We start from the raw sequence: 20,884 nt of genomic DNA, 5'->3' as shown, positions 1-20,884 counted from the left end.
CTGCGGATGATCCTCTTCCTCCATCACCGCTATCGGGTCCGCGGCGGCGAGGAGCGCGCGGTCGACGACCTCGCCTGGCTCGTCGCGAGCCACCTCGGCGAGCCCGTCCGGCGCGTCGAACGCGACTCGGGCGCGACGACCCGACCCGCGGCCGCGGTCGGCCTTCTCCGGGGTGGCCTGCGCCCGGGCGACGTCGAGCGCGCGGTCCGCGAGACCGGCGCCCGGATCGTCCACGCGCACAACCTCAACCCCACCTACGGGTGGCGGGCGCTCGCCGCGGCGCGGCGCGCGGGCGCGAAGGTCGTCCTCCACCTCCACAACTACCGGCTCGTCTGCGCCGTCGCGGTCGGCGTGGACCCGTCGGGGCGCGACTGCGTCCGCTGCCACGGTCGCGACACCCGGCCCGGCGTGCGCCTGCGCTGCCGCGGCTCCCGCGAGGAGGCGGTCCTCTACGCGACCTCCCTCGCGGCGTGGTCCGCCCGCATCGTTCGCGAGGCGGACGCCGTCGTCGTCCCGAGCGAGAGCGCGCTCGAGCGCCTGAGGACGATGGGCGCGCCCCTCGGCGAGGTGCCCGTCCACGTCGTCGGCCACGTCGTCCGCGATGCCGACCCCGAGGCGCACGGCGCCGCCGCGCGCGCCGCCGACGCGGCGCGGTCGCGGCCGGACGGCCCCGCGCTCGTCGTCTCGCGCCTCGCGGCCGAGAAGGGCGTCGAGGTCGCGATCGACGCGTGCCGCGCCGCGGGCGTGCCGCTCGTCGTCGCCGGCGACGGCCCGCTCGCGAGCGAGCTCGCCCAGCGCGCCGTCGGCGCCGACGTCACCTTCACCGGTCACGTCGACGGCGCCGCCCTCCGCCGCCTGCGCGCCGAGGCCTCCGTCGCGCTCGTCCCCACGCGCGCTCACGAGACGTTCGGTCTCTCCGCCCTCGAGGCGATGGCGGCGGGCGTCCCCGTCGTCGCCAGCGCGACCGGTGCCCTTCGCGAGCTCGCCGGAGACATCACCCTCGTGCGACCCGGCCGCCCCGGCGAGCTCGCCGAGGCGATCGCGGCCGTCCGCGCCGACCCCAGCGCCCCCGCCCGCGCGCTCGCGGCGGCCCGCGTCCGAGCGGCCCCGCAGGTCGTCGCGCCGGCCCTGCGCGCCGTGTACGAGTCCGTCGACCCGCGCTGACCGGGCCGCGGGACCGCTCTCGCGGCGAGAGCTCAACGGGCCGCGGGGACCGCTCTCGCGGCGAGAACTCAACACCGGTTCCCATGCGGCACGCGATGAGTTCTCGGTGCCGGGGAGGCCCGGGTCACCGTCTCGCGGGCGCGGATCGGCTGCGGACGTGCCGCCGCGCCTAGACTCTCCGCCGTGACCTGGCTGCTCACCGGCGGGGCGGGCTACATCGGCTCGCACATGGCTCTCGCATTCCAGGAGGCGGGGATGGACGTCGTCGTCCTCGACGACCTCTCCACGGGCTATCGCGACTTCGTCCCGGACGGCGTCTCGTTCGTCGAGGGCTCGTGCGGCGACCCCGACGCCGTCTCGGCGGCCCTCGACCACGGCGTCACGGGCGTCGTCCATCTCGCGGGCTGGAAGTACGCCGGCGTCTCCGTCGACCGTCCGCTCCACTTCTACCGCCAGAACGTCACGGGGATGCAGAGCCTCCTCGAGGGCGTCGTCGAGCGCGGCATCGACCGCTTCGTCTTCTCCTCCTCGTCGTCGTGCTACGGCACCCCCGACATCGAGGTCGTCACCGAGGACTACGTCGTCGGGCGGCCGGAGAGCCCCTACGGCGAGACGAAGCTCATCAGCGAGTGGCTCCTGCGCGACGTCGCCGGCATCCTCCCCGGCCTGCGACACACGTCGCTGCGGTACTTCAACGTCGTCGGCTCGGGCCCGCCCCACCTCGCCGACCACAGTCCGTACAACCTCTTCCCGCGCTTCCTCAAGCAGCTCGCCGCGGGCGAGCGCCCGACCGTGTGGGGCGACGACTACCCGACACGCGACGGCACGTGCATCCGCGACTACGTGCACGTCGTGGATCTCGCCGACGCCCACGTCATGGCCGCCCGGCGCCTCGACGCGGGCGAGCCGTGCGCGGACATCTACAACGTCGGTCGCGGCGAGGGGCTCACCGTCCTCGAGATCCTCGACGCGATGCGTCGCATCACCGGCATCGACATCGAGCCGGAGATGCATCCCCGCCGCCCCGGCGACCCGACCCGCATCATCGGCAGCGCCCAGCGCCTCGAGCGCGACTTCGGCTGGAAGCCGAAGCGCGGCCTCGACGAGATGGTCTCGAGCGCCTGGGACGCCTGGCAGCACCACCTCGCGAGCGGGATCGAGCGGTAGCCGACTCACGCGGCGACGGCGAGGGCCGGACCGTCGAGCGCCGCGCGGAGGTCAGCGACGACTTCGCCGCGGTACATGGTCAGGTCGTCGCCCGTGAGCCGGAAGACGACCCAGCCCGCCGCCGCGAGGCGACGGTCGCGTCGCCGGTCGCGGTACGGCACGAAGCCCGTCTCGTGGATGGGGAGGAAGTCGAGCTCGACCATCACCCGCTGCGCGCGCCACACGACATCGCACTCGCGCATGTCGCCGCCGCCGATGTCGACGTGGACTCCGCGCTCGTAGGCCGGAAGCCCCGCATCGCGAGCGAGCGTCGCGAACGCCGCCTCCAGCCCGCTCTTCGTCCACCCGCGCGAGCGATCGCGGCGTTCGAGGACGGCGCGGAGCGCCACCGCCCCACGCCGTCCCCGCGACGTCTCGAGGAGGTGGGCGACGCTGCGGTCGTGCAGCCTGCCGCGGATCGCCGCCTCGTTGACGGCGCGGTCGAGCTCGGCCTCGGAGGCGACCGCCGCCAGATGCACGATCGTCGTGAGCAGCGTCGTCGTCGGGACGCCGTCGCGCTGCGTCAGGTCGCGCCTCACGTCGATCTCGTTCTGGTGGATCGCCACCGTGGGCAGGCTCGTCGTCCACCGGGCCGGCGAGATGACGTCGAGCACGGGCGGGCGCGGCAGGAGCCGCCACACGTACGCGGCCGTCCGGTGCGAGACCACCGCGCCCGGACCGCCGACGAGCACGGCCGTCCACAGCTCGCCGTCGGGCGTGCGGTTCACGTGGCCGACGAAGAAGATCCCGCCAGGACGGCGGATGAGGCGGTGGCTCGCCACCGCGCGCCGCACGGCGCCGCGGGTGAAGCCGAGCGCTCGCAGCTGGTCGGCGTGCACGCGGCCGGCCTGCCGGCTCGCGAGCCGCATCACCTCCCGCCAGCGAGCGCGGTGATCGAGGACATCGGGCACGCGCAGGAGCATCGCCCGCGCCGCTGTGACGTCTCAACACGCTCGTGCGGCGATCCGCCGGAGATTCCGCGACGACTTCGCGACGATGACCGTCCTCGCCGGCCGAGAACTCAAGACGTGTCGGAGAGGGGCCGGCTTTGAGTTCTCGCGCCCCCTCGCGCCCTCGCGCGCCCCCGCGCGCCCCCGGCGGCTCCCCGCGTCCCTCGGCAGCCCCCTACACCACGCTTCGCAGCCACTTCACCGTCGCCGCCACGCCGTCCTCGACCGAGATCTGCGCCTCCCACCCGAGGAGGCGCTGCGCCTTCGAGACGTCCGGCCAGCGCCGCACGACGTCGACCGCGAACGTCGGCTCGTGCGACAGCTCGAACTCCTCCGGCGGCAGGCCGCACTGCTCCCAGATGACGCGCGCGATCTCGGCGACCGTCATCTCGCGCGAGGCGCTGACGTTGAAGTCCTCCAACAGGCCCGCCGGAGATGACATCGCGGTGACGATGCCGTCCGCGATGTCGTCGATGTGGGTGAGCGTCCGGGTCTGCGTCCCGTCGCCGAAGATCGGGAGCGGTCCTGTCGGGCGCCCGTCCGGACCCCTCAGCGCGAGGCACTTCTTGATGACGTCGGGGACCATGTGCGCGATCCCCGGCTCGTCCTCGGGCATCTCGCCCGGGCCGTAGGCGTTGAACGGACGGCAGATCGTGTACGGCAGGCCGTGCTCGTCGTGGGCGGCGCGCACGTACACCTCGCCGGTGAGCTTCGAGAACCCGTAGGCCGACCGCGGCACCGGGCACGTCCAGATGTGGTCCTCGGTCGTCGGGTACTCCGTCGCCTGCTCGAAGACCATCGAGCTCGAGACGTAGACGAAGCGCTCGACGCCCACGTCGATCGCGGCCCGCACGACGCCGTTGTAGAGCGCCGCGTTCACCTCCGTGAGCGTGTAAGGGAGCTTGTGGAAGTTCGCGATCCCGCCGACGATCGCGGCGAGGTGGATGACGTGCGAGCAGCCCTCGGTCGCCCTCCGCGCCTCGTCGACGTCGCGCAGGTCGCCCCGATGGACCTCGCACCCCTCGCGCATCCACTGCGGGGACTCGCGCTGGTCGGACACCCGCACCTCGTAGGCGGGGTCGCGGAGGAGGCGCCGGACGACGGCGGCGCCGATGGTCCCGGCTCCGCCGGTGACGAGAACGCGGTTCATGGCGGACGAGAGGGTAGTGGTCAGCGCGCCGGGGAGAGCGCTGCGAGCTCCGCCGCGTAGGCGAAGACCTGGCCCGCGCCCCACATGTTCCACGGGTCCACGACGAGGGCGTCCGGGCTCGCGATCGTCTGGATCGCCCGCAGCGTCTCCGGCGTCCCGAACTCGGGGTGGTTCGTCGCGACGACGACGATGTCGGCCCCGGTGAGCGCGTCCTCGAGGCCCGGCGTCGGCGTCGGCACCCACGGGTCGTGGATCACGACGTCGGCGAGCTCGCGCTCGAGAAGCCGGACGAGCTTGTGCGCGAGCGAGTCGCGCTCGTCGTCGGTCGCCGACTTGAAGGCGAGGCCGAGCACCGCGACCTTGCGCCCGTTCAGCGAGCCGAGGCGCCGCTTCGCCCCCTCGACGAGGAAGAGCGGGACGGACTCGTTGACGCGGGAGGCGGCGAGGAGCATGCCGGGAGCGGTCGACCGCTCCTCGCTGAAGGCGAAGTCCTTGCGCAGGCACGTCCCGGCGGTGAAGCCGGGGAGCTTGATCCCGCCCCGCGGGTAGTCGCGGTTGATGAGGTCGATGACCTCGAAGACGTTCGCGTCGTACTGCTCGCAGTCCATCATGAGCAGGTTCGGCAGCGCGAACTGGGCGTAGCGGAGGATGTTCGTCCAGATCTTCGCGAGCTCGGCCTGGACGGGGCTCGTCTGCTCGATCCGCGCGCCGAAGACGCTGAACAGCTCGCCGACGACCTCCCCGGAGCGCTCGCCGACGCCGCCGATGATGCACGGCAGCGACACGATCTCCTCGAAGAACCGCCCGGCCGCGATCCGCTCCGGCGCGTGGGCGACGAAGACCTCCTCGCCGATCCGGAAGCCGCGGTGCTTCTCGAGGTAGCCGGCGACGAACTCGGTCGTCCGCGGCGCGATCGTCGAGCGCAGCGTGAGCGACTGCCCGGGGCGCAGGTGCGGGAGGAGGTCGTCGAGGACCGCGCGGATGTCGCGCAGGTCGATCTCGATGTGCGAGAAGGACGGCGTCCCGAGCGTGATGACGATGTGGTCGGCCGCGGCGGCGTCCGTCACGCGGTCCGACCAGGAGACGGAGCCCGCCTCGGTGACGCGCGCGAGGACCTCGGGGGCCTGGGGCTCCTCGAAGGGCATGCGGCCCTCGCGGACCGCGGAGAGGATCTCGGGGTCGCGATCGACGCCGAGGACGCGCAGCCCGCGGTCGGCGAACGCGAGCGCGAGCGGGAGACCGACGCGGCCCGTTCCGATGACCGCGACATCGAGCGACATGGCTCGAAGGGTAGTTCAGACGACGGTCAGGAGCCCGTTCGGCGGTCGGTCGCCCACTGGCGGGCGAAGCCCGACACGAAGCGCGGGTTGTACCGCGCGTACCTCCGCCACAAGCGCCTCGGCTCGCGCGTGAGGCGGTACGCCCACTCCATCCCGACCGACTGCATCCAGTTCGGCGCCTGCGGGACGAGGCCGGCGTGGAAGTCGAACGCGGCGCCGACGCCGACGAGGACCGGCGCGTCGAGCTTCTCGCGCATCGCGGCCATCCACTTCTCCTGCTTCGGGACGCCGATGCCGACCCACACGACGTCCGCGCCGGACCGGTTGATCTCCTCGGCGACGCCGTCCTGCTCCTCGGGCGTCAGCTCGCGGAACGGCGGGCTGTAGCCGCCGACGATCTTCAGGCCGGGGTACCGGCGGCGGAGGTTGAGCGCGAGCTGGACGAGCGCGCCCTGGTTGCGACCGCCGTAGAGGAACATCCGCGTGCCGGTCTGCGCCGAGCGCTCGCAGTAGCGGGCCATGAGCTCGGGGCCGTAGACGCGCGAGGAGAGGTGGTGTCCGAGCGCGTTCATCGCCCACACGAGCGGCTGGCCGTCGGGGACCGTGAGGGAGGAGCCGAGGACCGCCTCGCGGAGCGCCGGGTCCTCCTGGCAGACCATGACGGTGTGGACCGCCGCGACGCAGACGTAGCCGCGCTCGTCGGCGGCGATCGTCGCGTCCATCCACTCCATCGTGCGCTCGTAGTCGGTGAGCGCGAGCGGCACGCCGAGGACGTCGACCCCGGGCGGGGGCACGGCGGCCTGCTCGTCTGCGACGAGGCTGAGGGCGGGCGACTCGTCGGCTTGCGTCGGTTCTGGGAGCGTCACGATGGGGTCGGGGCTCATGGGGAAAGCCCCTCCTTCCGGAGTGAGGGTACGTCACGTCAACGCGCGGGACCGCAAGAAGTCGCGCATTCGTCCTGCTCCGCGCGATCCTGCGTGCCCTCTCGGACGAGGATGTAAACCCACGAGAGCGCGGATCGTTGCGCATTCCGGCGGAAGGCGGGTCCTCGTCGCGCCCGGTACGGTCCCGGCGGATGGCCGGCCGCCGCGCGCTCATCACCGGGATCACGGGCCAGGACGGCTCCTACCTCGCCGAGCATCTCCTCGGGACCGGCACGTCCGTGGTCGGGCTCGTGCGCAGGCGTGGCGGCGCTCCCGCGAACCTCGCCGCGGTCGAGGACCGCATCACCCTCGTCGAGGCCGACCTCCTCGATCCCGCGTCGCTGCGGGCGGCCGTGCTCGACGTCCGGCCCGACGAGCTCTACCACCTCGCCGCGCCGACGTTCGTGCCCGCCTCGTGGGACGACCCGACCGAGACGGTCGCCGCGATCGTCGGCGGGACCACGACGCTCGTCGCAGCGGCGCGCGAGGCCGATCCGGACATGCGCGTCTACGTCGCGACGTCGAGCGAGATCTTCGGCGACGCCGGCGTGTCCCCGCAGACCGAGGACGCCCCGACGCGCCCCTGGAGCCCGTACGGCGTCGCGAAGCTCGCCGCCCACCAGCTCGTCGGCCTCCTGCGCGAGCGCCACGGCCAGCACCTCAGCGCCGGCATCACCTACAACCACGAGTCACCCCGACGGCCGGAGCGGTTCGTGACCCGCAAGATCACCCGCGGCGCCGCGGCGATCGCGCTCGGCATCGAGGACGAGCTGCGACTCGGGTCGCTCGACGCGATCCGCGACTGGAGCGACGCCCGCGACGTCGTGCGCGGCGCCGTCCTCGCGGTCCGGCACGACGAGCCGGGCGACTACATCTTCGCGAGCGGCGTCGGTCGCACGATCCGCGACTTCGTCGACGCCGCGTTCGCCCGCGCGGGCGTCGATCCGGAGGGCCGCGTCGTCGTCGACGAGCGCTTCGTCCGCCCGCCGGAGCCGACAGCCCCCGTCGGCGACCCCTCCCGTGCGCGCGCCGTCCTCGGCTGGACGCCCGAGAGGTCGTTCGAGGACCTCGTCGCCGAGATGGTCGACGCGGACCTCGCGGATCTTCGCGGACGGGGCTGAACGACGGCGGCCCGGCCGCCGCGGCGGCCGGGCCGTGACCGTCGTCGTGTGGTGCGCCTACGGCGCCGCGACCGTGCGGACTCCGAACTCCTCGAAGTCGTGGACGGTGCCGCCGATCTGCAGGCCGTCGACCGCACCCTGGAAGTGCGAGTCGCGGCCCTTCGCCACCTGGACCGCGTGGATCGTCGCGCCCGCGCCGGCACCGGCGACGGCCTGCGCCAGGGTGCAGTTGCTCGCGGAGTTCGCGCAGCCGGAGGCGGCGCCCTCGGCTCCGGTGTAGTACCAGTAGCCGTCGGCGTCGACGCTGCCGTCGAGCTTCACCCACTTGTTGCGGTCGCCTGCCGTCGGTGCCCGCGGCACGAAGACGAGCGAGCTGTAGTCGTCCGACGGCGAGAGGTTCGCGTCGACCTCGATCGTGATGTTCGGGAACGACGTCGGCGTGTCCATCCCGAGGTTCACCCAGAACGACGCCGCCGTGAGGTCCGTCAGCGGGGTGCCGTAGAAGTCGACCTCGTTGCCGTAGGCGACCTTCTCCTGGGTGTTCGCGGGGCTGCTCTCGCCGTAGCCGACCGTGAGGTTGAGGCTGCCTGTGCCGAACGGCACGGGCGGGTCCTGGTTCGGCGGGCCGTCGGCGATGTTCTGCAGCGTGCCGGCCGGGCCGCTGCGCAGCTGGGCGACGGGCGAGCCGTACGTGTTGCGGTTGACGACGCCCCAGTTGCCGCTCGAGGCGACGGGACCGGCCGGTCCGGCGGGACCCTGCGGCCCGGGTGCTCCTTGCACGCCCTGCGCGCCCTGCGCTCCCTGCGCGCCCTGCGGGCCGGTCGCGCCCGGCGTGCCCGGTGCGCCCGGGGTGCCCGGAATGGGGACCGGAACCGACTGGGCCCCGACGGACCCGGAGTCATCCCCGCCGTCGGCGCCCTTGCGGATGAGCTTCTGCGTGCCCTCGGAGAGCCGGCTCATCGTGATCGACTCGGGCTTGATGTCGCGGTTGAGGACGCTCTCGTCCTTGATGTCCTTGCTCGTGATGAGCGTCGCGGCGGTCGCCGTCCCCGCGCATGCGGCGACGAGCGCGACGATCGCGACGATCATCGACGACGAAGGACGGCGCCCCGCGCGCCTGACTGGACCCATGGTGGGACCTCCCCTGTGAAAGCGCGACCCCCTGCCGCGCTTGGAACGGCGCGACACTACAGGCGGCGCATCTCCCCCGCCGGGTGTCTCAGGCGATGGCGCGCTGACGTGGTGTCAGTTTCCGACGGCGATGACGGTGATGTCGCCGGCCTCGAACTCCGCTGCGCCGGTCGCTACGCAGTGAAGTCCGACCTGATGCGTCCCCGCCGGCACGACGAGCGCGCCGGTGGCCGCGACCGGCTGCCGCTCGTCGCTCCCGAGGTCCAGCCGGATGTCCTGGCTCATCCGGTCGCCTGCGAAGAACGTCGGAGGCACCTCCCTCACGAGCCAGCAGTTGACGGTCGCGCCGCCGAACTCGGCGATGACCCTGCCGGTCGCGTTCGCGACGAGCCGACTCGCGACGCCCGTCGTGATGGTCGTGCGGACGACGGCGCTGTCCGAGACGGTGTTGCTCCCCTGGATCGCGATGACGCTCGTCCTGGCCGCACTCGCGGAGGCGGTCGGGCCTGCCGGACCCTGGGGTCCCTGCGCACCCGCCGGCCCCTGCGGGCCCACCGGCCCCGGCAGGCCGCGGAGCTGCGCCGCGTCGAGGCCGTCGACCTTGTCGGCGTTGAGGTTCGCGACGAGCCCGGTGTTGTCGTCGACGCTGAACGGCACGTTCCCGTCGGTGACGAAGGCCGCCGCCGGCCCGTTCTCCAGGTTGACGTGCCGCGTGCACTCGGCGGCGTCGCGGCGGCAGCCGTAGACCGCGGCGAGCCCCGAGCCCTTGTTCGACTGCCGGGTCGCGGCGCCCGAGTGGTCGGCGATGATCTGCGTCTCGCGGGTCGCGGTGCCGTTGCGCTGCCCCTCGCGCAGCGCGTCGCCCGTCGCCGCGACGCCGAAGGGAGCCGCGAGCAGGCCGACGCCGACGGCGGCGAGGACCGCGGGACGCAGGCGCCCGTCCGCGCGGCGCAGCCGCCGGCCCGGGCGCGGTCGGTCCGGAGAAGAAGCGACCTCCTCCCAGTCGAGGAACGCCGGGTGATCGTCGCGATCGTGAGACACGAGGCACTCTCCTTCGGGGGATCCGGGGGCGCGCCGCCCTGGGGGCGACGCTATCCGATCCGCGACCCCCGCGGAGGGCCTCGCGGCGCTACTGCGCGAGCAGCTCGAGATCCGCCCGCGTCATGAGCCGGATGAGCTCTTCGAAGCTCGTCTTCGGCTTCCAGCCGAGGTCGCGCTCGGCCTTCGAGTAGTCGCCGATGAGGAGGTCGACCTCGGCGGGCCGCACGAACTGCGGGTCGATGACGACGTGCTTCTCCCAGTCGCCGATCCCGGCCTCGTCGAAGGCGATCTCGACGCACCGGCGGACCGTGTGCGTCTCGTTCGTCGCGATGACGTAGTCCTCGGCCTTGTCCTGCTGGAGCATCAGCCACATCGCCTCGACGTAGTCCTTGGCGTAGCCCCAGTCGCGCTGGGCGTCGAGGTTGCCGAGCGCGAGCTCCTTGCGGAGACCGTGCTTGATCGCCGCCGCGTGCCACGTGATCTTGCGCGTGACGAACTCGAGGCCGCGACGGGGCGACTCGTGGTTGAAGAGGATCCCGCTCGTCGCGTGCAGCCCGTAGGACTCGCGGTAGTTGACGGTGATGTGGTGGCCGTAGACCTTCGCGACGCCGTACGGCGAACGCGGGTAGAACGGGGTCTCCTCCGTCTGCGGCACCTCGAGGACCTTCCCGAACATCTCGCTGCTCGACGCCTGGTAGAAGCGGGCTTCCGGGCAGGTCTCGCGCATCGCCTCGAGCATGCGGGTGACCCCGACGCCGGTGAACTCGGCGGTGAGCGTGGGCTGGACCCACGACACCGCGACGAAGCTCATCGCGGCGAGGTTGTAGATCTCCTCGGGCCGGCACGCCTTGAGGCAGTCGACGAGCGAGCGCTGATCGAGCAGATCGCCCTGGTGGAAGGTGATCCGGTCCTTGATGTGCTCGATCCGCTCCATCTTCTCGGTCGAGGCGCGACGCACCATGCCGTGCACGTCGTAGCCCTGCTCGAGGAGGAGCTCCGCGAGATAGCTGCCGTCCTGGCCGGTGATGCCGGTGATGAGCGCGGTCTTCTGAGCCATGGGCGCAGGACTCTCCCACATCCGTCCGCGGGATCGTCGCCTCGGCGCTGGACGTGCCGATGTGTGACCGACGGCCCCGGGCGGCATACTTCCTGCAGGGACGCTCGTCGGCGCGCGCCCGCAACTCTCCTGCGCCGGGGCCGTTCCAATGACCGTGAAGAGGCTTCTCGCCATCGTCCCCGCGTACAACGAGTCCGGCGCGATCGCGTCGACCGTCGCCGACCTGCGCGAGCACGCGCCGGACTTCGACGTCGTCGTCGTCGACGACGGCTCGAGCGACGACACGGCGAACATCGCGCGCGGTGCGGGCGCGCACGTGCTCGAGCTGCCGTTCAACCTCGGCATCGGCGGGGCCGTGCAGGCGGGCTACATCTACGCCCGCGACCACGACTACGACGTCGCCGTGCAGGTCGACGGCGACGGCCAGCACGATCCCCGCGAGCTCTCCGTCCTCCTCACGCACCTGCGCGAGAACCGCGGGCTCAACATGGTGACGGGCTCGCGCTTCCACGACGACTGCGACGGCGACGGCTACCGCTCGTCGGCCTCCCGACGCCTCGGCATCAAGATCTTCGGCTTCGTCCTCTCGCGCGTCACCGGCCGGCCGGTCACGGACCCGACGAGCGGCTTCCGCATGTGCGACCGCCGGGCGATCGAGCTGTTCGCGCGCGACTACCCGCACGACTATCCCGAGGTCGAGGCGGTCCTCATGCTCCACGCGCACCGCCTCAACGGGGACGAGGTCCCCGTGCGGATGCGCGCCCGCACGACGGGCGTCTCGTCGATCAACGCCTCGAAGTCCGTCCTCTACATGGTGAAGGTCCTCCTCGCGATCTTCGTCGGCCTCCTCCGCGAGCGGCCGAACGTCGAGGCCGGCGATCCGGCCGCGGTCGCCGCCGAACGCGGCGTCTAGCCCATGGACACGCGGCTCCAGGTCATCGCGATCGTCGTCAGCGCGGGGATCTTCCTCCTCGTCTTCGAGCTCGTCCGCCGCCGGCGCCTCCTCGAGCGCTACGCGCTCCTCTGGCTCGTCGCCGCGGCGGTCCTCCTCGGCCTCTCGGTGTGGACCGGCGCGCTCGACCAGCTCGCGCGGGCGATCGGGGTCTCGTACGGCCCGTCCGTCCTCTTCGCGGTCGCGCTCGGCTTCGGGTTCATCCTGATGCTGCACTTCTCGCTCGTCATCAGCCGGCTCTCGGATCAGAACAAGGTGCTCGCGCAGCACCTCGCGATCCTCCAGCGCCGCCTCGAGGCGATGGCCGAGCACGCCGACGACGCGGAGGTCGACGAGGCGGCCGCCGTCCACGTCGAGGACCGCCTCGGCGACGCGCAGGACGCCGTCACGCCCCGCTCCCACCGGTGAGTGTGGATTCACCCGGCTGAGAGCCAGGTGGATTCACACTCAGCCCTCTCGTCGCCTCACCAGCCGGTGTTGCGGGGCGGCGCGGAGCCTCCCGGCGCCGCGGCGCCGGCGTCCTCGGGACGCGTCGGCGACCGCTCGGCCGCGCCGACCGCGGCGACGAGGGCCGCCCCAGCCGCGCCGAGGAGGCCGAGGACGAGCGTGAGGTAGAGCCAGGCGGGGAGCAGCGGGGCCGAGCGGAACAGCCGCATCCGCTCGCCCATGTCCCCGATGAGCGAGAGGTAGGACCGCTCCTCGCGGTGGAGCTCGAGCGCGAGGTCGGCGCCGACGAGCGCGGCGTCCTCGTCCCCGGCCGCCGGGTCGAGCGCACCCGGCTCGGAGGGGGCCACCGCGCGCGTCGGGGCGGCGGCGACGTCCGGTGCGCCGTAGATCGCCAGGTCCGTCGTGCCCTCGTTGCGCAGGCAGATCGTCATGCCGCCGCGGACGCGGGCCTCGTCCTCGAGCCGGATCGTCTGGCCCTCGCGCTCGGTGATGTCGGGGTAGCCGCCCGGCAGCAGGCCCTCGGCGAGGACGTCGCCGCCGGGCGTGCGGACGAGCGCGCGGACCGGCGGGCCCTCGCGCTGCTCGAAGGTGCCGAGGACGAGGTCGATCTCGTCGAAGCGGACGCCTTCGGGGCCCGAGATGTCGACCTGGCAGACGGAGAAGCCGGGGGAGACGCTCGTCACGGGTCCCGCGACCGGCACGCCGAGCGTGAAGGCGAGCGTCGTCCCGTTGGTGAGCCCCAGCACCGCGACGACGGCGAGCCCGATCGCGAGGACGGTCGCGGTGACGCTCTTCGCGCTACGCATAGAACCGGACCGTCACGAGGGTCATCGAGTAGACGGAGAGGGCGACGAGCACGCCGAGCAGGGCCGCGACGACCCGGGCCCGGAAGGCCGGCGGGACGAACATGACGGCACGGGCGAGGGCGAGACCCGCGAGCGGCATGAGCGGGAGGAGGTAGCGGCCCTGCATGAAGTTGCCCGCGCCGCTCTTGATCTGGCGGTAGTCCGTGTAGTGCAGGCCGGCGACGAGGGCGAGCGCGGCGGCGGCGAGGAACGCGACGACCGCGAGGTCTGAGCGCGAGCGGTCGCGCCAGGCGCCGGCGAGGGCGAGCGCGACGACGCCGAGCGTGAGGAGCGCGAGGACGATGTAGAGGCCGTTGGCGAACATGACCTCGAGCCACCCGAAGGCGCCGGTCGCGCCCTTGAAGAAGATGTCGTAGGCGGGGAGGTTCGGCGCGAAGTCCTTGAAGTCCGTCTGGAACGGCAGTCGCGGCAGGTAGTACTGCCAGACGTAGGACAGGAACTCGGTCGGGCTGAACGTGTACGTCGTCGCGCCCGTGACGTCGCTGATCTGCGCGCTCACCGCGCGACCCGTCGCCCGCGTCCAGACGACGTAGGCGCCGAGCGTCGCGCCGATGCCCGCGAGCGCGGCGAGGCTCGGGCGCAGGCCGATGCGCCGCGGGTCGTGGAGGACGCCCCATCGCCAGAGCGCGACCGCGAGCGCGAGGAGCGAGGCGGGGATGAGCGCGTACGAGGTCGCCTTCACGACGCACGCGAGGCCGACGACCGCGAAGAGGGCCGCCGCGCCGCGGACGCTCGGCCCGTGCTTCACGAGCCGCACCCCGAGCCACAGCGCGAGCGACCAGGTGGCGAAGAGCGCGCTGTCCGGGTTCACCGACGCGGAGATGAAGCCGATCATCGGCGCCAGGCCGACGAGGCCGGCGGTGACGAGCTGGAGCTGGCGGTCGCGGCGGAACACCTCGCCCGCGAGCAGCCACGCGCCGACGACCGTCCCGATGAGCCACAGCAGCGACGTGAGCCGCATGAGCTCGAGCCGCGTGAAGATGCTGGCGCCCGACGAGACGAGATAGGCGGGAGCCTCGACGAGGTAGTAGATCGGCGGGTTGCTCGACGCCGGGTTCGGGCCGCCGCCGTCGGCCGCGGCGTCGTCCGGGAGGGCGTCCGAGTCGTCCTCCCAGGCCCGGAAGCGCTCCTCGCTCCAGGTCATCTTCACCTCGGGCTGCGCCGCCGCCTGGTCGGCGTTGGAGCCCAGCGGGCCGGCGGCGAGCACCTGCTCCGTCGCGAACGCCGGCTTCCCGAGCTCGCCGGGCAGCCCCCCGGTCTCGGCGAGGTGCTGGACGTAGCCGAAGTGCGAGTTCTCGTCCGGCGTCTGCCAAGCCGGGGTGATGAGGGTCCACGCGACCCCGAGCAGGAGCACGGCGGCGAGGAGCGCGGCGAGCGGGCGCGGCGTCCGGCGTGGGAGGGAGCGGAGCGACACGGAAGGTTCGGGCGGCGGCTCGGGCGCAGTCATCGGCGCGCCCCCGCCTGCGGGCGCTGGGACGCTACCAGCGCCCCCCAGCGCGACGCTGCGCAGCGTCTGCAGCATGAGGCGGCCGCTGGCGAGCGCCGCGACGACGAGGAGCGCGACGGCGCCGACCGCGGGCGGCGCGATGTCCGCGGCGACGGCCTCGCTCGCCCCGACGCACGCCGCCGCGCACAGCGCGAGCACGACGGCGAGCCGCGCCCCGCTCGCGCTCATCCGCGCGACCGCGACGAGGCCGAGCGCGGTCACGAGCGCCTCGCTCCCCCAGCTGATGCGCGCGCTCGCGGGCGCGCCGTAGGGCAGCGTGAACGCGACGTTCGCGGCGAGGTTCGCGACGAGCACGAGGAGCGTGAAGCGCAGGTAGCGCCGGCCGAGGTCCGCCGAGACGTAGACGTAGGCGAGGACGATCGACGGGAAGATGATCGCGCCGACCGGCGCGAGGAGCTGCAGGTCGCCGGCCGCGTCGGCGAGGTTCTCACCGCCGACGGCGCGCGTGAACGGCTCCGAAACGAGGAGGAGCCCCGCGGCGACGACGAGCCCGACGCCCATCGCCACGCGGACGAGGTCGTGGGCGACGCGGTCCTTCAGCAGGGTCTCCGACGTCTGCGCGACGCGCAGCGCGAGGATCGGCAGGAGCGCGCCGGCGACGATCCCGGCGGCGACGATCGTCTGCTCGATGACCTGGAAGGCGAGGAGGAAGGGCGCGACCTCGTCCGAGTCGGCCGTCGCGTTGAGGAAGACGACGAAGGAGCGCGTGTAGGCGGCGAGGAGGAGGAGCGCGATGGCGAGCGGCGCGATCTCGACGAGCGTCGAGCGCACCCGCGGGCCCATCTCGCCGGGCACGTCGCGGGCGCGCGACGGCGTGATGCGCAGCTCGCGGCGCATGAGCAGGGCGAGGACGCACGTCGGTCCGAGGAAGCCGACGAGGCCGAGGACCTCGATCGGGGCGTCGAGGGCGGCGGCGATCCCGAGGAGCGCGAGGCCGCCGGTCGCGGTGATCGCCTCGAGCGCGGTTTGACGATGGAGGCGATGGTCGAGCTGCAGCCACGGCGTCGCGTTGAGGACGAGCGCGCGCGGGATCACCTGGCCGCCGAGGACGACGCCGAGGAGGAGGACGTCGGTCCCCCGCAGCGCGATCGTCAGGCCGACGATGACGAGCAGCGCGGCGGCGCCCGCGGCGAGGCGGACGGGCACCATCGCCTGCGGGGAGGGCGCCTGCTCGGGGTGCTGCGCGAGACGGCGCAGGATGACCGGCGAGATGCCGGGGTCGAGGGAGAAGGCGACGAACGCGTAGAGCGTGAGGACGGTCGCCCAGTCGGCGTAGGACTCGACGCCGACGGTCCGCGCGACGATGGCCGTCGAGCCGAGGACCGCGAGGAGGCCGACCGCGCGGCCCGCGACCTGCGCGACGATCGTCGTCGACGTCGAGCGGGCGTCGAGGCGAGGGGGCGCGACCGGAGCGGGCGCGCTCACCGCGCGAGCCCTCGGTAGAGCTCGTCGAGCTGCGCGGCGACGTCGTCCCAGGTCGGGATCGCGGGCGTCGCGCCGGCGGCGTGCGGGAGCCCGGCGAGGGCGCCGCGCAAGCCGTCGTCCTCGACGATCCGGACGTGCTCGGGGTGGCGCGACGCGAGCTCCTCGTTGCCCGGGAGCCGGCTCACGACGACCGGCGTCCCCACCGAGAGCGCCTCGAGGAGCGCGAGCGACTGGCCCTCCGCCTTCGAGAGGTGGACGAGCGCGCGGGCCCCGCGCAGGAGCGCACGCACCGCACCGGGGTCGTGGACCTCGCCGAGCCACGTCGCGCCCGTGTCGGCGATCGCGCGCTCGAAGTCCGCCCGCTCGTCGGGCGGCCCGTCGAAGCCCCCGGCGACGACGACGTTCTCGCCGGCGAGCGCCCGGACGGTGTCGGCCTGTCGCTTGCGCGCGCTCACCGTGCCGAGGAGGAGCAGGTAGGGGTCGTCGGGCGTCCCGGCGGGCGGCCGGGTCGCCTCGACGGGCGTGACGCCGTTGGGGACGACCTCGACGCGGCGGGCGCCGAGGGCGGTGAGGAGCGCGGCCTCGTGACCGGTGAGCGCGATCGCGAGGTCGGCGCGGCGGAGCGCGTCGGCGCGCATCCGCGGGCCGAACGACGCGAGCGGCAGCCGCGCGGCGAGCCGCTCGCGGCGCTCGCGACCCGGCGGGACGACGAGGACGGGCGAGATGACGAGGGGCGCGGGGTTGCGCCGCCAGTGCGTGAGGTGCTGGCAGACGTCGGGCTCGGCGCCGAACGCGTGGAGGACGTCGAACGGCCGCGGCTCGGGCTCGCGGGCGACGTGGAGGACCTCGACGCCGCGTCGCTCGAGCGCGGCCGCGGTCTCGCGGATCTGCACCTCGAGGCCGCCGCCCCCGAGGCTGGGCGGGACGCCGCCGAGCACGGCGATGCGAGGACCGGCGGACGGCACGGCGACGAGGGTACCGACGAACCGGGCCGCATCGCCCGTCGGCGGGCGGCATGCTGTGGGCGTGCTTCCCCCGTCCGTGCAGGCCTTCGTCGCTCAGTCGCCGATCCAGCGCGGCCCGATCGCGCGGGCCGTCGCCGACGCGGCGGCGCGTCTCCCGGCCGGTGCGCGGGTCCTCGACGCGGGGGCGGGCGACGCCCCGTACGCGCCCCTCCTCACCCACTGCGAGCACGTCACGCAGGACTGGCCGGGGAGCGTCCACGAGGGCTCGAAGGCCGCCGACGTCCTCGCCGACCTCCACGCGCTGCCGCTCGAGGACGCTTCGTTCGACGCGGTGCTCTGCACGGAGGTCCTCGAGCACGTCGCCGAGCCGGAGCGCGCGCTCGGCGAGATCGCCCGGGTGCTGAAGCCCGGTGGGCGGGTCCTCGTCACCGTCCCGTTCGTCACCGAGCTGCACGAGGAGCCGCACGACCACTACCGCTACACGTCGTGGGGGCTGCGAGGCCTCCTCGGCCGGGCCGGCTTCACCGACGTGGAGGTGGTGCCGACCACCGGCTGGTTCTCGACGGTCGCGCAGCTGCTGCGACACGAGCGCGTCGCGACCTCGCCCGATGACGGGCGCGGCGACCCCGGGCTCGGCGGGCGGCTCGTCGGCACCGCGATGCTCGCGCTCGGCGAGCTGCTGCGACGCGTCTCCCCGTGGCTCGACCGGCATCTCGACCGCCGCTGGGCGCTCCCGCTCGGCTGGATCGCCCGTGCGCGCCTGCCCGAGTCTTCGGGTGCGGGCGAGGGGAGCGCCTCGTGAGCGCGCTGCGCCGCCTCGCGGTCCGCTGGCTGCCGGGGCCGGACTGGATCCTCACGCACCTCGTCGCGCGCGTCCCGCTCGCCGCGCCGCGGATGGCGCTCTACCGCCTCTTCAGGATGACGCTCGTCGATCCCGCGACCTCCTGCCTCATGCTGAACGTCGACGTCGTCTACGCGCACCGCATCACGATCGGCCGCCGCTCGATCGTCGGGCCGCGCTGCCATCTCGACGCCCGCGGCGGCATCACGCTGGGCGACGACGTCAACGTGAGCGGCTACACGCGGTTCATGACCGCGAAGCACGAGGTGCAGGACCCCGACTTCACCGCGTCCTTCGCGCCGATCACCGTCGGCGACCGCGTGTGGTTCGGCCTCGGCGCGACCGTGCTCGGCGGCGTGACGATCGGCGAGGGCGCGGTCGTGAGCGCGGGCGCCGTCGTCACGAAGGACGTCGAGCCCTACACGATCGTCGGCGGCGTCCCCGCCCGCAAGATCGGCGAGCGCACGCGGGACCTGCGCTACGAGCTCGGCTACCGGCCGAACTGGGCGTAGGGGGCAGGGCGCGGGGCGCGGCTCGAACGTCGATCTTCACCCCTCCCCGGGGGTGCTCATCGACGTTCGACCCCGCCGGGGGTGCTCATCGACGTTCGAGGGTGCGCCTGCGGCGTCTCGTCAGCGCTCGACGAGGGACCGCAGGGTCGCCTCGAACGTCCCGCCGATCGCGTCCCAGTCGTAGGTCGACTCGGCGAGCGCGCGGCCGGCGGCGCCGATGCGCGCGGCGAGCGCGTCGTCGGTGAGAGCGCGGACGACGGTGTCGGCGAACGCGCCCGGCTCGTCGGCGAGGAGGACGTCGTCGCCGTCGGTCACCTCGACGCCCTCGGCGCCCATCGTCGTGCTCACGAGCGGCAGCCCGGTCGCGAGGGCCTCGAGGACCTTGAGGCGCGTCCCGCCGCCCGAGCGCATCGGGCACAGGACGACGCGCGCCCGCCGGTACACCTCGCCGATGTCGTCGACGAAGCCGAGGTAGTCGACGCCCGGGGCGGGACGCTCGACGAGATCGGCCGGCGCGTCGCGGCCGACCGCGAGCAGCTGCGCGTCGGGAAGCCGCTCGCGGACGCGCGGCCAGAGGTCGCTCACGAGCCACCGCAGCGCCTCGGCGTTCGGCGGGTAGGCGTAGGAGCCGGCGAAGACGGCGACGGGCGGCCCTGAGGGCTCCGAGGTCGGGACGTCGGCGACCGTGACCCCGTTGGGGACGACGGTCGTCGGCGTGTCGGTGAGCCGGGCGATCGACTCCGCGTCGTGGCGGCTCATCGCGAAGAGGTGGTCCCAGCGCGCGAGGTGCTCGCGGTCGTGGGCGTCGAAGCGCCGCGCCTCGCGCTGCAGCAGACGGCGCACCGGCGCGCGCGTCTCCGCCTCGGCGCGGTGGTCGTAGTAGCGGCCGGAGACGTTCTGCAGCGTGAGCGTGCGCGGGATGCCCGCCGGGAGGTCGAGCCACCAGCGCGCCGCCCAGTCGTGGTCGACGTTGATGACGTCGGGGATCCCGCGCGCCGCGGCCGCCTCGCGCAGCACGGGCTCGAGCGTGCGCCAGAAGACCTCGACCTGCCAGGCGAGCAGCGGGAGTCGCGCCGCGTCGGGCAGGAGCGACGGGTGTCGCGCGATCGTCTCGGCGGTCTCGCGGATGCGGCTCGCCGGCCGGTCGACGGCGTGGAGCGCGATGCCCGCGCGGTCGAGGGACGCGCGGCCGTCCTGCTGGCTCGGGTGGACGGGTGAGACGACGGTCACCTCGTGGCCGCGCCGGGCGAGCGACTCGAGGAGCTTGAACTGGCGCGTCGAGCCGCCCGACCCGCCGGGGAAGAACGGCAGCTCCGGCGTGACCTGGAAGACCTTCATCGCAGGAGCATCATCCCGGCGGTCCAGTACGCGCGCTGGGCGGCCTCGGCGCCGGGGATCGCCGTCGCCGCGCCGAGGTGCGGGGAGTCGAGCGAGGTCGTGAGGGACTGCGCGAACGTCCGCGGCGAGATGGCCCGCGTGCGCTGGACGACGCGACGGCGCCGCAGGATCTGCGGCAGCTCGCGCAGCACCGCGCGCTGCGAGCGGAGCTTCGGGCCCAGCCATCCGCCGCGCCAGGCGACGAGGAGCAGCGCGATCTCGAAGGCGAGGAGGCCGGGCGCTGCGAGCGCGAGGACGCTCGCCGGATAGTCGGAGAGGATCGTCCACCAGCGGTTGCGCTCGAGGTGGAACCACTTGTAGTCGCCCTTGGTGAACGAGTAGCCGTGGGTGACGACCGCGCTCGGCACGACCCCGATCTCGTGGCCGGCGAGGCGCAGGCGCAGCGAGACGTCGAGGTCCTCGCCGTACATGAAGTAGCGGTCGTCGAACCCGCCGACGGACTCCCACAGGTCGCGGCGGACGACGAGCGCGGCGCCCGAGCCGAAGCCGACCGTGCGCTCGATCGGGTCGACGGCGCTCAGCGGGGCGTCGAGCCCGCCCGACCAGCCGAAGCCCAGCCAGTGGACGAGGTTGCCCGACGTGTTGACGTGCGCGTCGTCGTCGAGGGCGACGAGCGCCTGCCAGGCGCCCCAGCTCGGGTGGCGGTCCGCGGCGCTCCGCAGCGCGTCGAGGCAGCCGGGCTGCGGCACCGCGTCGGGGTTGAGGAGCAGGAGGAGGTCGGTGCGCGCCTGTCGCGCCGCGATGTTGCAGCCGGTCGCGAAGCCGACGTTGCTCCCCGCCTCGATGACCGTCGCCTCCGGCGCGGTCGCGCGCGCGGCGGCAGCGCTGTCGTCGCGCGAGCCGCTGTCGACGATGACGAGCGCGTCGCGCGGGCCGAGCTCGCGGGTGACGTGCGGGAGCGTCTCGCGCAGGTCGTCGGCGCAGTCGTGGATGACCATGCAGACGGTG

18 protein-coding genes and 1 pseudogene are annotated in these 20,884 nt (G+C 73.7%); 7 read left to right on the top strand and 12 right to left on the bottom strand.

Translation table 11 applies throughout. From position 1 onward, the window contains the following. The first annotated feature begins 6 nt into the window (after positions 1 to 6). Both ACME2J_RS01025 and galE read left to right on the top strand, forming a co-directional pair. A complete protein-coding gene (locus ACME2J_RS01025; RefSeq protein WP_495542996.1) occupies positions 7 to 1,164 on the top strand; it encodes a glycosyltransferase family 4 protein in 1,158 nt (385 codons plus the stop codon). A gap of 183 nt (positions 1,165 to 1,347) precedes the next feature. After that, entirely contained in the window at positions 1,348 to 2,331 is a 984-nt protein-coding gene (galE, locus tag ACME2J_RS01020; RefSeq protein WP_495542995.1) for a UDP-glucose 4-epimerase GalE, read from the top strand. 5 nt (positions 2,332 to 2,336) lie between these two features. Here the strand turns inward: galE and ACME2J_RS01015 are convergent, their stop codons facing one another. From ACME2J_RS01015 to ACME2J_RS01000, 4 genes are all read right to left on the bottom strand, one after another. Beyond that, positions 2,337 to 3,281, bottom strand: a complete 945-nt coding sequence (locus ACME2J_RS01015; protein WP_495542994.1) for a hypothetical protein — start codon at positions 3,279 to 3,281, stop codon at positions 2,337 to 2,339. Between the two features lie 214 nt (positions 3,282 to 3,495). Then, complete coding sequence (locus tag ACME2J_RS01010; RefSeq protein ID WP_495542993.1) at positions 3,496 to 4,470, bottom strand: NAD-dependent epimerase/dehydratase family protein; 975 nt, start codon at positions 4,468 to 4,470, stop codon at positions 3,496 to 3,498. Positions 4,471 to 4,490: 20 nt separating this feature from the next. Beyond that, positions 4,491 to 5,750: a nucleotide sugar dehydrogenase gene (locus ACME2J_RS01005; RefSeq protein WP_495542992.1), complete on the bottom strand. Its 1,260-nt coding sequence runs from the start codon at positions 5,748 to 5,750 to the stop codon at positions 4,491 to 4,493. A 26-nt stretch (positions 5,751 to 5,776) separates the two neighbouring features. After that, entirely contained in the window at positions 5,777 to 6,634 is an 858-nt protein-coding gene (locus ACME2J_RS01000) for a WecB/TagA/CpsF family glycosyltransferase (RefSeq protein WP_495542991.1), read from the bottom strand. A gap of 191 nt (positions 6,635 to 6,825) precedes the next feature. Between ACME2J_RS01000 and ACME2J_RS00995 the strand changes: the two genes are divergently transcribed. Further along, on the top strand, positions 6,826 to 7,794 hold the full coding sequence (locus ACME2J_RS00995; protein WP_495542990.1) for a GDP-mannose 4,6-dehydratase: 969 nt from the start codon (positions 6,826 to 6,828) through the stop codon (positions 7,792 to 7,794). A gap of 57 nt (positions 7,795 to 7,851) precedes the next feature. Here ACME2J_RS00995 and ACME2J_RS00990 read toward each other — a convergent pair whose 3' ends face one another. The 3 genes from ACME2J_RS00990 to gmd all read right to left on the bottom strand — a co-directional run bounded on the left by ACME2J_RS00990 (position 7,852) and on the right by gmd (position 11,023). Further along, the gene (locus ACME2J_RS00990; RefSeq protein WP_495542989.1) at positions 7,852 to 8,883 is read right to left on the bottom strand and encodes a hypothetical protein; all 1,032 of its coding nucleotides are present in this window, start codon (positions 8,881 to 8,883) and stop codon (positions 7,852 to 7,854) included. A gap of 156 nt (positions 8,884 to 9,039) precedes the next feature. Next, positions 9,040 to 9,966, bottom strand: coding sequence for a hypothetical protein (locus tag ACME2J_RS00985; RefSeq protein ID WP_495542988.1), 927 nt, complete (start codon positions 9,964 to 9,966; stop codon positions 9,040 to 9,042). An 88-nt stretch (positions 9,967 to 10,054) separates the two neighbouring features. Continuing rightward, positions 10,055 to 11,023 carry a GDP-mannose 4,6-dehydratase gene (gene gmd / locus ACME2J_RS00980; RefSeq protein ID WP_495542987.1) on the bottom strand — a complete coding sequence of 323 codons (969 nt, stop codon included), beginning with the start codon at positions 11,021 to 11,023 and terminating at the stop codon, positions 10,055 to 10,057. Between the two features lie 148 nt (positions 11,024 to 11,171). Here gmd and ACME2J_RS00975 point away from each other — a divergent pair, with 148 nt between their 5' ends. Both ACME2J_RS00975 and ACME2J_RS00970 read left to right on the top strand, forming a co-directional pair. Next, entirely contained in the window at positions 11,172 to 11,936 is a 765-nt protein-coding gene (locus ACME2J_RS00975) for a glycosyltransferase family 2 protein (RefSeq protein WP_495542986.1), read from the top strand. Positions 11,937 to 11,939: 3 nt separating this feature from the next. After that, positions 11,940 to 12,383, top strand: a complete 444-nt coding sequence (locus tag ACME2J_RS00970) for a DUF2304 domain-containing protein (protein WP_495542985.1) — start codon at positions 11,940 to 11,942, stop codon at positions 12,381 to 12,383. A gap of 56 nt (positions 12,384 to 12,439) precedes the next feature. On the opposite strand, the gene ACME2J_RS00965 is transcribed toward ACME2J_RS00970, so the two are convergent. Genes ACME2J_RS00965 through ACME2J_RS00955 form a run of 3 tightly spaced genes read right to left on the bottom strand, consistent with a single transcriptional unit; the run spans position 12,440 to position 17,185 of the window. Beyond that, a complete protein-coding gene (locus ACME2J_RS00965) occupies positions 12,440 to 13,228 on the bottom strand; it encodes a hypothetical protein (protein ID WP_495542984.1) in 789 nt (262 codons plus the stop codon). Further along, positions 13,221 to 16,220 carry a DUF2142 domain-containing protein gene (locus tag ACME2J_RS00960; protein ID WP_495542983.1) on the bottom strand — a complete coding sequence of 1,000 codons (3,000 nt, stop codon included), beginning with the start codon at positions 16,218 to 16,220 and terminating at the stop codon, positions 13,221 to 13,223. Before ACME2J_RS00960 ends, ACME2J_RS00965 begins: the two co-directional genes overlap by 8 nt. Next, entirely contained in the window at positions 16,217 to 17,185 is a 969-nt protein-coding gene (locus ACME2J_RS00955; RefSeq protein WP_495542982.1) for a glycosyltransferase family 4 protein, read from the bottom strand. Before ACME2J_RS00955 ends, ACME2J_RS00960 begins: the two co-directional genes overlap by 4 nt. A gap of 61 nt (positions 17,186 to 17,246) precedes the next feature. Here ACME2J_RS00955 and ACME2J_RS00950 point away from each other — a divergent pair, with 61 nt between their 5' ends. Together ACME2J_RS00950 and ACME2J_RS00945 are read left to right on the top strand one after the other, a co-directional pair. Beyond that, positions 17,247 to 17,987: a class I SAM-dependent methyltransferase gene (locus tag ACME2J_RS00950; protein WP_495542981.1), complete on the top strand. Its 741-nt coding sequence runs from the start codon at positions 17,247 to 17,249 to the stop codon at positions 17,985 to 17,987. 347 nt (positions 17,988 to 18,334) lie between these two features. Further along, positions 18,335 to 18,490 (top strand): annotated as a pseudogene (locus ACME2J_RS00945) (DapH/DapD/GlmU-related protein); the annotation flags it as partial. Between the two features lie 168 nt (positions 18,491 to 18,658). On the opposite strand, the gene ACME2J_RS00940 reads toward ACME2J_RS00945, so the two are convergent. Further along, entirely contained in the window at positions 18,659 to 19,876 is a 1,218-nt protein-coding gene (locus ACME2J_RS00940) for a glycosyltransferase family 4 protein (protein ID WP_495542980.1), read from the bottom strand. Further along, positions 19,873 to 20,874, bottom strand: a complete 1,002-nt coding sequence (locus ACME2J_RS00935) for a glycosyltransferase family 2 protein (protein WP_495542979.1) — start codon at positions 20,872 to 20,874, stop codon at positions 19,873 to 19,875. Before ACME2J_RS00935 ends, ACME2J_RS00940 begins: the two co-directional genes overlap by 4 nt. Positions 20,875 to 20,884 lie beyond the last annotated feature (10 nt).

Source organism: Paraconexibacter sp., assembly GCF_059438195.1.
Note: the sequence above shows the minus strand (reverse complement) of the source record. Positions and strands in the feature narration are given on the sequence as shown.

Excerpts from the sequence above, each read along its gene's own strand:
- ACME2J_RS00965 (WP_495542984.1), bottom strand. The coding sequence starts at position 13,228 with ATGCGTAGCGCGAAGAGCGTCACCGCGACCGTCCTCGCGATCGGGCTC.
- ACME2J_RS00970 (WP_495542985.1), top strand. The coding sequence starts at position 11,940 with ATGGACACGCGGCTCCAGGTCATCGCGATCGTCGTCAGCGCGGGGATC.
- ACME2J_RS00975 (WP_495542986.1), top strand. The coding sequence starts at position 11,172 with ATGACCGTGAAGAGGCTTCTCGCCATCGTCCCCGCGTACAACGAGTCC.
- ACME2J_RS01010 (WP_495542993.1), bottom strand. The coding sequence starts at position 4,470 with ATGAACCGCGTTCTCGTCACCGGCGGAGCCGGGACCATCGGCGCCGCC.
- ACME2J_RS00940 (WP_495542980.1), bottom strand. The coding sequence starts at position 19,876 with ATGAAGGTCTTCCAGGTCACGCCGGAGCTGCCGTTCTTCCCCGGCGGG.
- ACME2J_RS00935 (WP_495542979.1), bottom strand. The coding sequence starts at position 20,874 with ATGGTCATCCACGACTGCGCCGACGACCTGCGCGAGACGCTCCCGCAC.
- ACME2J_RS00990 (WP_495542989.1), bottom strand. The coding sequence starts at position 8,883 with ATGATCGTCGCGATCGTCGCGCTCGTCGCCGCATGCGCGGGGACGGCG.
- gmd (WP_495542987.1), bottom strand. The coding sequence starts at position 11,023 with ATGGCTCAGAAGACCGCGCTCATCACCGGCATCACCGGCCAGGACGGC.
- ACME2J_RS01005 (WP_495542992.1), bottom strand. The coding sequence starts at position 5,750 with ATGTCGCTCGATGTCGCGGTCATCGGAACGGGCCGCGTCGGTCTCCCG.
- ACME2J_RS01000 (WP_495542991.1), bottom strand. The coding sequence starts at position 6,634 with ATGAGCCCCGACCCCATCGTGACGCTCCCAGAACCGACGCAAGCCGAC.
- ACME2J_RS01025 (WP_495542996.1), top strand. The coding sequence starts at position 7 with ATGATCCTCTTCCTCCATCACCGCTATCGGGTCCGCGGCGGCGAGGAG.
- ACME2J_RS00995 (WP_495542990.1), top strand. The coding sequence starts at position 6,826 with ATGGCCGGCCGCCGCGCGCTCATCACCGGGATCACGGGCCAGGACGGC.